The following is a 14861-nucleotide window of genomic DNA, read 5'->3' as shown; positions in this document are numbered from 1 at the left end:
AAGATCGATGAGCAGTCGCTGCCGGTAGAACTTGCGCAGGTCGACAAGTGCTTCTCGGTGAGGAGCCGCCCCCGCATGGCCCTCTCGGGGGCCGTTGAGGCAGACCAGGGTGAGGGGTCGTCGTGACTGCTGATTTGACTCGACGGTTGTCCGCGATCGATTTCTTGGATGAGGACGAGCACACTGAGTTGTTCGAGTGGGGTAATCGGGCGGCACTGACTGTGCCGGCCAGCGGTTCGACTTCTATCCCGGTGTTGTTCGCAGCGCAGGTGTCCCGTGCCCCGGATGCGGTGGCGGTGACTTGCGGTGGCCGGTCGATGTCGTATGCGGAGCTCGACGAGTTGTCGAATCGTTTGGCCTGCTTGCTGATTGCGAAAGGTGCGGGCCCTGGTCGGTGCGTTGCGGTGTTTTTGCCACGGTCGGCGGACTCGGTCGCGGCCATCTTGGGGGTGTTGAAGTCAGGGGCGGCGTATCTGCCGATCGATGCGATGCATCCTGATTCGCGGGTTCAGTTCATCCTTGGTGATGCTGAACCGGTCGTGGCGGTCACGAGTTCGGAGTTGGTGTGCCGGTTGTCTGGCTGCGAGCTGGAGATCGTCGATTTCAACGACGTGGGTCATCATCCCGGGCGCAGGCAGCAGGAGTTGCCGGCGCCGGCGGCTGATGATGTCGCGTATTTGATCTACACGTCGGGAACGACGGGTCAGCCCAAGGGCGTGGCGATCACCCATCGGAACGTGGTCCGGCTGCTCGACACGTTGGATGCCGAGTTGGGATTGTCGGGTCAGGTGTGGACGCAGTGTCATTCGTTGGCGTTCGACTATTCGGTGTGGGAGATCTGGGGGGCACTGCTGTATGGCGGCCGGTTGGTGGTGGTGCCCGAGGCAGTGACGCGGGCTCCTGAGGACTTATACGCCTTAGTTGTGGCCGAGCGGGTCACCATGTTCAGCCAGACGCCGTCGGCGTTCTACGCGCTGCAAGCTGTGGAAGCGCTGCAGCCTGGGCCGGGTCAGTTGACGTTGGAGACGGTGGTCTTCGGTGGGGAAGCTCTTGAGCCGCAGCGCCTTCGGACGTGGCTGGACCGTCACCCCGGCTCGCCGCGGTTGATCAACATGTACGGGATCACCGAGACGACGGTGCACGCGTCGTTCCGGGAGATCGTGGCCGGCGATGTTGAGGGCAGCGTCAGCCCGATCGGCGTGCCCTTGGCCCATCTCGGCTTTTTTGTGCTGGATCCAGTCTTGCAGCCGGTGCCGGTTGGCGTGGTGGGTGAGTTGTATGTGGTGGGCGCCGGGTTGGGATGCGGGTACTGGCGCCGCGGCGGACTGAGTGCGTCGCGGTTCGTGGCGTGCCCCTTCGGCGAGGCCGGGGAACGGATGTACCGTACCGGCGACCTCGCGTCATGGGACAGCGATGGGCAGTTGCGGTACTTGGGGCGTGCTGATGAGCAGGTCAAGGTTCGCGGGTATCGGATCGAATTGGGTGAAATTCAGTCTACCCTGGCCGATCTGGACGGAGTGAGGCAAGCCGAGGTCATTGCACGCGAGGACCAGCCCGGCGACAAGCGCCTGGTCGGCTACATCACCGGTTCTGCGGACCCGGCTGTTGTGCGTGCCGCATTGTCGGAGCGGTTGCCGAGTTACATGGTGCCTGCGGCGGTAGTGCTGCTCGATGCGCTGCCGCTGACCGTCAACGGCAAGCTCGACAAGCGGGCCTTGCCGGCTCCGGACTACGCCGACGGTCGGCTGTATCGTGCTCCGGGCACTCCGGTTGAGGACGTGTTGGCCGGCATTTATGCCCAGGTGTTGGGGTTGGATCGGGTCGGGGTGGACGATTCGTTCTTCGATCTCGGCGGGGATTCGCTGTCGGCGACCCGGCTCATCAACTCGATCAACGCCAGTCTGGGTGCTGATCTGGCGGTTCGGGCGGTGTTTGAGTCGCCGACGGTGGCGCAGCTGGCGGCCCGTGCGGGCGAGAGTTCGGGTGAGCGTGAGCCGCTGGTGGCGCAGGTCCGGCCGGCTGTCATTCCCTTGTCGTATGCCCAGCAGCGGTTGTGGTTCCTCGACCAGTTGGAGGGTCCGTCACCGATATACAACATGGCGGTCGCATTACGGGTCACCGGTCATCTCGACACCGACGCCCTCGGTGTGGCACTGGCCGATGTGGTGGAGCGTCACGAGTCCTTGCGCACGGTGTTCCGGTCGGTCGGGGGAGTTCCGGAGCAGGTGGTGGTACCCGCCGGGGAAGCCGACTGCGGATGGCGAGTGATCGATGCCGGCGGCTGGTCAGCAGCTGAGTTGCACGAGGCCATCGGAGCGATGGCCGGGCAAGCCTTCGATCTGAGCCGCGAGATTCCTTTGCGGGCAGCCCTTTTCCAGGCGGACAAGGGTGAGCATGTTCTGGCCGCGGTGGTGCACCACATCGCTGCCGACGGCTGGTCGGTAGCCCCGTTGATCGGCGACCTGCAGTTGGCGTACGCCGGCCGGTCTGCGGGACGAGCGCCGGACTGGGCACCGTTACCGGTGCAGTACGCGGATTACACGTTGTGGCAGCGCACATATCTGGGTGATCTGGGCGATCCCGACAGCCGCATCTCCGGGCAGGTGGCGTACTGGGAACAGGCGTTGGCGGGGATGCCCGAGCGCCTCGAGTTGCCCACCGACAGAACGTATCCGTCTGTGGCGGATCATCGGGGTGCCAGCGTGGCCGTGTCGTTGCCGGCTGAACTGCACAAGCGGATCCGCGTTGTCGCGCGGGATCACAACGTGACGACATACATGGTGGTGCAAGCTGCGCTGACGATGCTGTTGTCGAAGCTGAGTGCGAGTTCGGATGTGGCGGTGGGTGTTCCGATCGCAGGCCGTGGTGATGCCGCGCTGGATCGGGTGGTGGGGTTCTTCGTCAACACGTTGGTGTTGCGGGTGGATCTGACGGGTGATCCGACTGCCGGCGCAGTACTGGAGCAGGTGCGTCAGCGCAGCCTTTCCACTCTCGAGCACCAGGATGTGCCGTTCGAGGTGTTGGTGGACCGGCTCAAGCCGACCCGATCGCTGTCCCATCATCCGCTGGTCCAGGTGGCGTTGGCCTGGCAGAACTTCTCTACCGATGCGGCGAGCGCGTCGGCGTTGGGTGAGGCGCAGGTCAGCCCGCTGACGGTCGACACCCACGTGGCCCGGATGGATCTGACGTTCTCGTTGGCCGAACGGTGGAATCCGGCCGGCGAGCCGGCCGGGATCGGCGGCACCGTGGAGTTCCGCACCGACGTGTTCGACGCGGCCAGCATCGAAACCTTGATACAGAGGTTGACCCGCGTCGCTGAGGCGCTGACCGCGGATCCGGCGCGGCGGCTGTCGTCGATCGATGTGCTCGATGTCCTCGAGCACGCTCGCCTCGACGATCTCGGCAATCGCGCGGTGTTGACCGAGCTCGCCGTTCCTGTGGCGTCGATCCCGGGTTTGTTCGCCGTGCAGGTGGCTCGTGCGCCCGAGGCGGTTGCGGTGAGTTTCGATGGCCGCTCGATGACGTACCGCGAGCTCGATGAGGCGTCGAACAGGTTGGCGCACTGGTTGGTTGGCTACGGCGCAGCCCGGGGTGAGTGCGTGGCGGTGCTGGTGCCTCGGTCGGTCGAGGCAGTCGTCGCGATCTTGGGGGTGTTGAAGTCGGGGGCGGCGTATGTGCCGGTCGATCCGATGCATCCTGATGCGCGGATCCGGTTCATGCTCGGTGACGCGGCTCCGGTTGTCGCGGTGACCACCGCTGAATTGCGCGCGCGGTTGGAGGGGATCGGGCTGACCGTCGTCGACGTTGCCGATGCCGCGATCGAGGCGCAACCGAGTACCGCACTGCAAGGGCCGGTTCCCGATGACGTGGCGTATTTGATCTACACCTCCGGCACGACAGGTGTGCCGAAAGGCGTGGCGATCAGCCATCGGAATGTAGCTCGGTTGCTGGGCACCTTGGATGCCGAGTTGGGTCTGGCGGGGCAGGTGTGGACGCAGTGCCATTCGTTGGCTTTTGACTATTCGGTGTGGGAGATCTGGGGGGCACTGCTGTATGGCGGTCGGTTGGTGGTGGTGTCGGAGTCGGTGACACGATCTCCGGAAGAACTGTTGGGCTTGTTGGTCGCCGAGCAGGTGACGGTGCTGAGTCAGACGCCGTCGGCGTTCTATGCGCTCCAGTCCGTTGACGTGTTGCTGCCTGATCTCGGCCGTCAGTTGAAGCTGGAAACGGTGGTCTTCGGTGGGGAAGCCCTTGAGCCACAGCGCCTTCGACCGTGGTTCGAGCGACATTCGGGCTCCGCTCGGCTGATCAACATGTATGGCATCACCGAGACGACCGTGCATGCCTCGTTCCGGGAGATCGTGGACAGTGACGTTGAGGGCAGTGTCAGCCCCATCGGTGTGCCTTTGGACCATCTCGGGTTCTTCGTGCTCGATTCGTCGCTGCAGCCGGTGCCGGTTGGCGTGGTCGGCGAGTTGTATGTGGTGGGCGCCGGACTCGGATACGGATACTGGCGTCGCGGTGGACTGAGTGCTACCCGGTTCATGGCGTGCCCGTTCGGCGGGGCCGGCGCCCGGATGTATCGGACCGGCGATCTCGCGTCGTGGGGTCCTGACGGGCAGTTGCGCTATCTGGGGCGTGCTGATGAGCAGGTCAAGATACGTGGCTACCGCATCGAATTGGGGGAAATTCAAACAGCTCTCGTTGCGCTTCCCGGGGTTGGTCAGGCGGCAGTGATTGCCCGTGAGGACCGTCCGGGTGACAAGCGTCTGGTCGGCTACATCACCGGCGCCGCGGATCCGGCTGTTGTGCGTGCCGCCCTGTCGGACCGGTTGCCCGGTTACATGGTGCCCGCGGCCGTAGTGGCGCTCGATGCGTTGCCGCTGACGGTGAACGGGAAACTCGACAGACGCGCCCTGCCGGCACCGGAGTACGCCGACGTCGATCATTACCGTGCTCCCGCGACTCCTGTCGAGGAGGTGCTGGCCGGGATTTACGCGCAGGTGCTCGGTTTGGAGCGAGTCGGGGTTGATGACTCGTTCTTCGACCTCGGCGGCGACTCTCTCTCGGCGATGCGGCTGATCAACTCGATCAATGCCAGCCTGGATTCCGATCTGGCGGTTCGGGCGGTGTTCGAGACGCCGACCGTAGCGCAACTGGCAACGCATGCCGGTGAGGGTTCGGGGCGGCGTGAACGTCTGGTGGCCCAACAACGGCCGGATGTCCTTCCGTTGTCGTATGCCCAGCAGCGGTTGTGGTTCCTGGACCAGCTCGAGGGACCCTCACCGATCTACAACATGCCGACGGCCTATCGGATCACCGGTGGGTTGGATGTTGGTGCGCTCGGTGCGGCGCTGGCCGATGTGGTGGAGCGCCACGAGTCGTTGCGCACGGTGTTCCCCGCCGTCGAGGGCGTGCCTCGACAGGTAGTCATGCCCGCGACGCAGGCTGATCTCGGGTGGCAGGTGGTCGACGCCGTCGACTGGTCCCCGGACCGACTACACGACGCGATCCGTTCGGTCGTCGGATACAAGTTCGATCTGTCCGCCGAGATTCCGCTGAGAGCAAGCCTTTTCCGGACAGGACAGGGCGAGCATGTCCTGGTGGCGGTGGTCCATCACATCGCAGGTGATGGCTGGTCGATCGGTCCGCTGGTGCGGGACATCGGCCTGGCTTACGTGAGCCGGTGTGCGGCGCAGGCGCCCGCTTGGTCTCCGTTGCCGGTGCAGTACGCGGATTACACGTTGTGGCAGCGTTCGTATCTGGGTGATCCGACCGATTGCAACAGCCGGATTTCTGGCCAGCTGGCGTATTGGGAGGAGGCGCTGGCCGGTTTGCCGGAGCGTCTGGAGTTGCCCACCGACCGGCCGTATCCGCCGGTGGCCGACTATCAAGGCGCCAGCCTGGCGATGCAGTGGCCGGTCGAGTTGCAGCGGCAGATCGCGCGCGCAGCGACCGAACACAACGCCACCAGCTTCATGGTGGTGCAGGCCGCCCTGGCAGTGTTGCTGTCGAGCCTGAGCGGCAGTTCCGATGTGGCGGTGGGCTTCCCGATCGCGGGACGGAACGATCCGGCGTTGGATGAGTTGGTCGGGGTGTTCATCAACACCCTGGTGCTGCGGGTAGAACTCGACGGTGACCCCACCTTTGCCGATCTGTTGGCGCAGGTGCGGCGGCGCAGCCTGGCCGCCTATGAGCACCAGGATGTGCCCTTCGAGATGGTGGTCGATCGGCTCAACCCGGCCCGCAGCTTGACCCACCATCCGCTGGTCCAGGTGTTGACGGCGTGGCAGAACCTGACCAATCAGGACGACGGACCAGCCACCCAACCGACCTTGGGCGGTATGCAGGCCACCCCGCTGGAAGCGGACACTCAGACCGCCCGCATGGATCTGACGATCTCGTTGGCAGAACGATGGAGCGCCGGTGAGCCGGCCGGGATCACCGGGGCGGTGGAATTCCGCACCGATGTGTTCGACGCCTCGACCATTCAGACGTTCATCGACCGATTGACACGGGTGGTGGAAGCACTGACCGCCGATCCATCAGCGACGTTGTCGTCGATAGATCTGCTGGAGGCTGCTGACCACGCCCGCATCGACCGGTGGGGCAACCGGGCGGTGCTGGCCGAACAAGTTGCCGTGTCGAAGTCGATCCCGGAGTTGTTCGCCGAGCAGGTGGCCCGTGACCCGGCTGCGGTGGCGGTGAGTTTCGATGGTCGCTCGCTGTCTTATCGGGAACTTGATGAAGCGTCGAATCGATTGGCGTACAGGCTAGTTGAGCAGGGGTCGAGGCCGGGCGCGTGTGTGGCGGTGCTGCTGGCCCGGTCGGTGGATCCTGTTGTCGCGATTCTGGCGATATTGAAGTCGGGGGCAGCGTACCTGCCGATAGACCCGATGCATCCCCATGCGCGTATTGAGTTCATGCTCGACGACGCCCGCCCCGTCGCGGCGATCACCACCTCCGAGTTGCGACCGCGGCTGGCGCGGGGGGACTTGGCCGTCATCGATGTCGGCGATCCGGGTATCGGCGCACTGTCCGGCGTTTCATTACCCGCGCCTGCTCCAGACGATGTTGCATACCTGATCTATACCTCGGGGACGACGGGTGTTCCGAAGGGCGTTGCGGTTAGTCACCGCAACGTGACTCGACTGTTGGATACCCTTGATGCCGAGCTGGGGCTGGCGGGTCAGGTGTGGACGCAGTGTCATTCGTTGGCGTTCGACTATTCGGTGTGGGAGATCTGGGGCGCGCTGCTGTTTGGTGGGCGATTGGTGGTGGTGCCGGAAGCGGTGACACGGGCGCCGGAAGACTTGCATGCGTTGTTGTTTGCCGAGCACGTCACCATGTTGAGCCAGACCCCGTCGGCGTTCTATGCGTTGCAGTCCGTCGATGCGCTGCAAGCTGGCCCGAGCGGCAAGTTGAAGTTGGAGACGGTCATCTTCGGTGGGGAGGCGCTCGAGCCACAGCGCCTTCGGCCGTGGTTTGAGACTCACAAGGACTCCACCCGGTTGATCAACATGTACGGGATTACCGAGACGACGGTGCACGCGTCGTTCCGGGAGATCGTGGCCGGCGATGTTGACGGCAGCGTCAGCCCCATCGGTGTGCCGTTGGGGCACCTTGGCTTTTTCGTGTTGGATCGCTCGCTGCGGCCGGCACCAGTTGGCGTGGTGGGTGAGCTGTATGTGGTCGGGGCCGGGTTGGCGAACGGGTATCTGGGCCGGGGCGGGTTGACTGCTTCTCGGTTTGTCGCGTGTCCGTTCGGCGGCAACGGGTCGCGGATGTACCGGACGGGAGATCTGGCTGCGTGGGGTGCTGATGGGCAGATGCGGTATCTGGGACGCGCTGACGAACAGGTCAAGATTCGGGGCTACCGCATCGAACTGGGTGAAATCCAGTCCGCTCTGGCAGATTTGAAAGGGGTCGGTCAGGCCGCCGTGATTGTGCGGGAGGACCATCCAGGCGACAAGAGATTGGTCGGCTATATCACCGGCACGGCCGATCCGGTACAGGTCCGCGCGCGACTGGCCGACCGGTTGCCGGGGTATATGGTGCCGACTGCGGTGGTGATGCTGGACAGCTTGCCGTTGACGGTCAACGGCAAACTCGACAAACGCGCCCTGCCGGCACCCGAATACTCCGACCTCGATCGTTATCGTGCCCCCGCTACCCCCGCCGAGGAGATCCTGGCCGGGATCTACGCCCAGGTGTTGAGCCTGGAGCGGGTCGGGATCGACGAATCGTTCTTCGATCTGGGTGGGGATTCACTGTCGGCGACTCGGCTGATCAATGCGGTCAACATGAGTCTGGACTCAGATATCGCGGTTCGTGCTGTGTTCGAGGCACCCACTGTGGCGCAACTCGCGGCACGTGTCGCTGAAAGTTCGGGTGGACGTGCGCCGTTGGTGGCGCAACCGCGACCGGATGTCATACCGCTGTCCTACGCCCAGCAGCGGTTGTGGTTCCTGGACCAATTGCACGGTCCTTCACCGATCTACAACATGCCGATGATCTATCGGGTCAGCGGATTGGACGTCGACGCGCTGCGCCGGGCGTTGGCCGATGTGGCGGCCCGGCACGAGAGTCTGCGCACGGTCTTCCCGGCGGTCGACGGTGTTCCCCGGCAGCTGGTGATCCCTGCCGAACAGGCCGATATCGGCTGCCAGGTTGTTGATGCAGCTGACTGGCCGGCCGACCGGCTGGCCGGTGCCATCGACACAGCGGTACGGCATCCCTTCGATCTGAGTACCGAGATCCCGATCTGGGCAACGCTTTTCCGTGTTTCGGAGAACGAGCACGTGCTGGTGGCAGTGGTCCACCACATCGCGGGAGACGGATGGTCCTTCGCTCCACTCGCCCGAGATGTGGCCGCCGCCTATGCGGCCCGGTGTGGCGGGCAGGCGCCGGATTGGTCTCCCTTGCCGGTGCAGTACGCGGACTACACGCTGTGGCAGCGCGAGCAACTCGGCGATCTGGCTGACCCCGCAAGCCGTATCGCCGGTCAACTGGCTTATTGGCAGGACGCCTTGGCGGGACTGCCCGACCGCCTCGAGTTGCCGACCGACCGGCCGTATCCGGCGGTGGCCGATCACCGGGGCGCCGTCGTCGAGGTGGAATGGCCGGCGGAGTTGCAGCAGCGGGTGGCGCAGGTGGCGCGTGAGCACAACGCGACCAGTTTCATGGTGGTCCAAGCCGCGTTGTCAGCTCTGTTGTCCAACCTGAGCACCAGTTCCGATGTGGCGGTGGGTTTCCCGATTGCCGGGCGTAGTGATCCCGCCCTGGATGAGCTGGTCGGGTTCTTCGTCAACACTCTGGTGCTACGGGTGGATCTGGCCGCCGATCCCACCGTCGCCGAGCTCGTCGGACAGGTGCGTCAGCGCAGCCTGGCCGCTTACGAGCATCAGGACGTGCCGTTCGAGATGTTGGTGGAGCGGCTCAACCCGACCCGGAGCCTGAGCCATCACCCGCTGATCCAGGTGATGTTGGCATGGCAGAACTCCACTGCTTCCTCTGCTGCCGAGTCGGCTACCGGCGATGTTTACGCCGCGCCACAGCTGGCCGAAACGCGCACCGCACGGATGGATCTGGTGTTCTCCCTGGGAGAGAGGTTCGATGCGGAGGGACTTTCGGCCGGGATCGGTGGTTCGGTGGAGTTCCGGACCGACGTGTTCGATGCCGAGACCGTCGTGGCGTTGATCGGGCGGCTGGAGCGGGTTCTGGCGGCGATGACCGTCGATCCGACACTGCGCTTGTCGTCGATCGATGTGTTGGACGCTGTCGAACATGCTCGTCTCGACGAGATCGGCAACCGTGCCACGTTGACCCGTCCTGCGTCTCCTCAGATGTCGATACCGATGCTGTTCGCCGAGCAGGTGGCCCGGGTGCCTGATGCGGCGGCGGTGACCTTCGACGGCAGGTCCATGTCGTACCGAGAACTCGACCAGGCCTCGAATCGGCTGGCGCACCTACTTGTCGGCTATGGGGCGGGTCCGGGTGAGTGTGTGGCGTTGTTGCTCAACCGGTCGGTTGAGGCGATCGTCGCGATCCTGGCGGTACTCAAGGCCGGGGCAGCGTACCTGCCGATCGACCCGGCACACCCGGACGCGCGGATCGTTGTCGTTGTCGCTGGTGCCAAGCCGGTCGTGGCGCTGAGTACCGGCAGTCTGGCTGAGCGGCTGCGCGTGTGCGGGGTCGAGGTCGTCGATGTGGCCGATCCGCGGATCGATGGCCAGTCGAGCACCGCATTGCCGGCGGTGGCTCCCGACGACATCGCGTACGTGATCCACACCTCGGGTACTACCGGCGTTCCGAAGGGAGTGGCCGTCCCGCACGGCAATGTCACCGGTTTGCTCACGTCGTTGGATGTGGGCCTGCACGCCGGGGTGTGGGCGCAGTGGCATTCGTACGCGTTCGACGTGTCGGTGTGGGAGATTTTCGGCCCGCTACTGAGCGGCGGGCGGTTGGTCGTGGTGCCCGAGGCGGTAGCGGGTTCACCGGATGAGTTGCACGCGTTGCTGATTGCCGAGGGTGTGACGGTGTTGAATCAGACTCCGTCTGCTGCGGCGGTGCTTTCCCCGGACGGCTTGGAGTCGACGGCGTTGGTGGTGGGCGGTGAGGCCTGCCCGACTGACTTGGTCGATCGGTGGGCGCCGGGTCGGTTGATGCTCAACGCCTACGGTCCGACGGAGACGTGGTATGCGTCGTTCAGTGCGCCTTTGAAGAAGTCTGAGGCATCCGGTCCGAGCGTTGTCCCGATCGGTACGCCGGTACCGGGCGCGGCGTTCTTCGTGCTGGATTCATGGTTGCGGCCGGTGCCGGCTGGGGTGGTCGGTGAGTTGTACGTGGCCGGAGCCGGCCTTGCCAGCGGGTATTTGCGCCGGGGCGGGTTGACCGCGTCGCGTTTTGTGGCGTGCCCGTTCGCTGCGGGGCAGCGGATGTATCGCACCGGGGATCTGGTGTCCTGGGCGCCCGACGGGCAGTTGCTTTATCTGGGTCGGGCTGACGAGCAGGTGAAGATCCGCGGATATCGGATCGAATTGGGCGAGATCCAAACTGCCCTGGCGGATCTGGCGGGCGTGGATCAGGCGGCGGTCATCGCTCGTGAGGACCGCCCGGGCGACAAACGTCTTGTCGGTTACGTGACGGGTGGCGCAGACCCGGCCGAAATCCGCATCGCCCTGGCGCAGCGGTTGCCGAGCTACATGGTGCCGGCAGCCGTGGTGGTGCTGGACAGTTTGCCGTTGACGGTGAACGGCAAGTTGGATCGGCGGGCGCTGCCGGTGCCGGACTACACCGACGGTCACGAATACCGTCCCCCGGCAACGCTTACCGAGGAGATCTTGGCGGGCATCTATGCGCAGGTTCTGGGTCTGGAGCGGGTCGGAGTGGATGACTCGTTCTTCGACCTTGGCGGGGATTCGCTGTCGGCAATGCGGGTGATCGCTTCGGCCAACGCCAGTTTGGAAACCGAGTTGGCGGTGCGGGTGATGTTCGATGCGCCGACGGTGCGCAGTCTGGCTCAGGTTGTGGGCCGAGCCGAGAGCTCACAGGAAGTGGTTCCGGTCGAGGTGCTCAAGCCGGGCAACGGTGTGCCGCTGTGCTGTATCCATGATGGCTTCGGCCTGAGTTGGTCGTATCGGGCGTTGGGACAGTACGTGGACGGCCCGATCATCGGGATCAATCATGTTCCCCCGGATGGTGAGCCCGAAGCAATGTCGATACAGAGCATGGCGGCGAGCTATGCAGACAGGATTCAGGATCTGCATCCTTCTGGGCCGTATCGGATTCTCGGATGGTCGTTCGGCGGCGTAGCGGCCCATGCGCTCGCGGTTGAGCTTCAGCGACGTGGATGTGAAGTGCAGCGTCTCGTGTTACTGGACGCCTTGTTGAACCCGAACAGATACTGGAATCGTCTGACCAGGGTTATCGCAACAAACCGAGCCGTCGTCGAAGGCTGGGTTCTGGACTACGTTCTGCGGACCAATGGCATTGGTGTTCCGATGCATTGGAGACCGCTGACGTATTCAAGGGTGGCCGACATCGTCGCGCGACACGGGGCCAGTCCTCCCTCCAAACGGCTCACGGAATTCATGGCGCGAAGCGTCAGCTCGGGCCAATTGCTACTCCTCGACCATGCGCCCGATGTGTTCGACGGCGATGTCGTGTTGTTCTCGGCTGCCCGTCCGCGGTGCGAGGACACCGGGGAAGGGATCAGGTCGAGGCTGGCGCGTCTGCGTAACCGCAGGGCTGCCCGATCGCTCCTGCACACTTGGCGCCCTTATCTTTCCGGCGAGATCACCGTGATACCGGTGGGCTGCACACACTTCGAGATGTTCACCCCCGGATCGCTCAGTGGATACGTGGAACAGCTCAAGTCCGTTTTGGAAAGCGCCGAAGAAAAATGAGCAACGTACTCGATGTACTCGACCAGCGTGCGTTTGATCTCGGGCGGGCGATAGGAGTCACCAGCCGGCTGCAGAGTGTCTGGGTCTATAACCGTCCGATCGACATCGACGGTCTGCGGCGGTTCCATGAACATCTTCGGCAGGGACGGTTGGCTCGCCGCATCGAGCAATCGCCCTTGCCGTTCGGCCGCCACCGCTGGATTGCATCCGAGGGCTCATCGGACCTCGAGATCGTCGAGTCGGCGCGCCCGCGTGAAGAATTCGAGGCCTGGCTCGATGAACAGGTCAACACGCCGCTGGATTGCGAGCACGGTCCCGGGTGGCACCTGGCGGTGCTCCCGTTCACCGACGGCGGCGCGGGCGTGAGTTTGGTCGTCTCGCACTGCCTCACAGACGGCGTCGGGCTGTGCGGGGTGCTGGCGGATGCGGCGCTTGGTCGCGACGATCCCATCAGCTGGCCGGCTGCCGCATCGCGGGGGCGGCTCCGGGCCGTGCTCGAGGACGTCTGGCAGACCGTGCGCGACATCCCTGCCGTGGCCCGTGCTGTCGTCGCCGCCGTCCGGTTGGCCAGACGCAGCCGCACCGCTGCCGCAGCTGCCGGACCGACCATCGCGCCAACGACGTCGCCCGGCGCCGACGAGCCCACCACAGTGCCGATGGCAACGATCTTCGTCGATGCCGACGAGTGGGACGCCCGAGCACAAGCACTCGGGGGGACCAGCAACTCGCTGCTGGTGGGATTGGCCGCCCGACTCGCCAAACGAGGGGGACGGGTCGGCCCCGACGGCTCGGTCGTCGTGGGAATGCCGGTCAATGTGCGCGCTGACGGTGACACTCGCGCCAACGCAATCGGCAATGCAGCCGTCACGGTCGACCCTGAGCTGGCGCCAACGGACCTGCGCGAGATTCGGGCCGCGGTCAAACAAGCGCTGATTCGTCACGGGGAGGAGCCCAATGAGGAGCACGCGGTGAATGCCATCATTCCGCTGTTGCCCAAGCGGTTCCTCGGGGCCACTTCCCGGGTCGGTTCGCCCAACCAGGTCGGTTCATCCAACCTCGGTGTGGTCAACCCGGCCGCCGGCCGGGCCGATGGCACCGACGCCGACCAGTTCGCCGTCAAGGTTCTGCCCCATCTGGGGCTCACGGAAGCAATGCTCAACCGGTTCGGCGGAACGCAGTCATTTCTGTCCGGACGGGCCAACGGAAAGGTCTTCATCTCGGCCCATTCCTATCTGCCGGGCCGTACCAACACGAATGACCGCTTACAACAAGACCTTTCAAATGCTTTGAACGACTTTTCGCTCACCGGAATGTATCTGTCGGAGGCCGACGCGGATGAAAGTTCACATGGGCAGTCAGACGGACGCATCAAACATGCAAGGGTGGAGGAACGGTGGACGCATTAATGCTCTCGTATAGCGATACGAGGCGCCTCGTGGACATGGTCGGAATGGACGTGATAATGCGGACATGTATCGACCGGTTGCGCAACGGTTTTTCGGAGGTTTCCCGCGAACGTTGGCGAGGCTGTCCTCCCCGAAATGGGTTTGTGCACGACCATAGTGTCGGCGGTGGGGTGATCGAGAACATGCCGTATCTCGAAGTCAACCGCGGAATGACATTGAAAACAATCAGCTATAAGCCGAACAACAACGCCGAACATCGGTTGCCGACTGTGGTAGGAGCAATATGTAGGTACAGCGATTCCAGCGGTGAATTGCTCGCGATCTGTGACGCCACTGTTCCCACTGCGATTCGTACTGGTGCTGCTACCGCTGTGGCCAGTTCGATGCTCGCTCGCCCTGATTCGCGAACTGCGGCGATAGTGGGTGCTGGATTGCAGGCCGTTACGCAGATCCACGCGCTGTGTGTTTCGTTCGCTCTAGAGCGGATCCAAGTTTACGACATCGACAGAAAGTGCGCTGAATCCCTGAAGGATCGTTGCAACTTCACGTCCGCTCAGTTTGAGGTCTTTGATGATCCGCATGGGGTGGTCGAGGGTGCGGACATTCTGGTTACCGCAACATCGGTACGTCCGGGTGCAGGCCCGGTCGTCAGGGATGAGAGGCTGTCCTCCCACCTTCATATAAATTCCATTGGGTCGGACGAGCCCGGAAAGACCGAATTGCCGTTGTCGGTGCTGAACCGGGCGTACATTTGTGTCGACCATCTGGACCAGGCATTGAACGAAGGAGAATGCCAGGTTCTTGAAAGGGATGCAATCAATGTCACCCTGCCGGACCTGGTCGGAATTGCACGTTCGACTGGCCAACCGCTGCCCCAAGTGCACGATCTAACCGTGTTTGACAGCACCGGATTCGCATTTGAAGATCACGTGGCCTTGGACGTATTTCTGGATTTCGCAGCCGAGGCTGGTCTCGGCGGTAAATTCTCCATCCTCGATGGGCCTGTGGGGCTGCATTCGCCTTACTCGACATCGGCAACCAACTAGAA

2 protein-coding genes and 1 pseudogene are annotated in these 14861 nt (G+C 63.9%); all 3 read left to right on the top strand.

Annotation, left to right across the window (positions count from 1 at the left end; all coding sequences use genetic code 11):
* Positions 1-116: 116 nt before the first annotated feature.
* A pseudogene (locus QQ25_RS27440) lies at positions 117-12407 on the top strand (non-ribosomal peptide synthetase); the annotation flags it as partial.
* A complete protein-coding gene (locus tag QQ25_RS27435) occupies positions 12404-13813 on the top strand; it encodes a WS/DGAT/MGAT family O-acyltransferase (RefSeq protein ID WP_234711989.1) in 1410 nt (469 codons plus the stop codon). The pseudogene QQ25_RS27440 and the gene QQ25_RS27435, both read left to right, overlap by 4 nt.
* Positions 13813-14859, top strand: coding sequence for an ornithine cyclodeaminase family protein (locus tag QQ25_RS30335; RefSeq protein WP_039382220.1), 1047 nt, complete (start codon positions 13813-13815; stop codon positions 14857-14859). Before QQ25_RS27435 ends, QQ25_RS30335 begins: the two co-directional genes overlap by 1 nt.
* Positions 14860-14861 lie beyond the last annotated feature (2 nt).

The organism is Mycolicibacterium setense (assembly GCF_000805385.1).
GTDB lineage: Bacteria > Actinomycetota > Actinomycetes > Mycobacteriales > Mycobacteriaceae > Mycobacterium > Mycobacterium setense.
Note: the sequence above shows the minus strand (reverse complement) of the source record. Positions and strands in the feature narration are given on the sequence as shown.

Coding starts and splice junctions, on each gene's coding strand:
- QQ25_RS27435 (WP_234711989.1), top strand. CDS start 12,404: ATGAGCAACGTACTCGATGTACTCGACCAGCGTGCGTTTGATCTCGGG.
- QQ25_RS30335 (WP_039382220.1), top strand. CDS start 13,813: ATGCTCTCGTATAGCGATACGAGGCGCCTCGTGGACATGGTCGGAATG.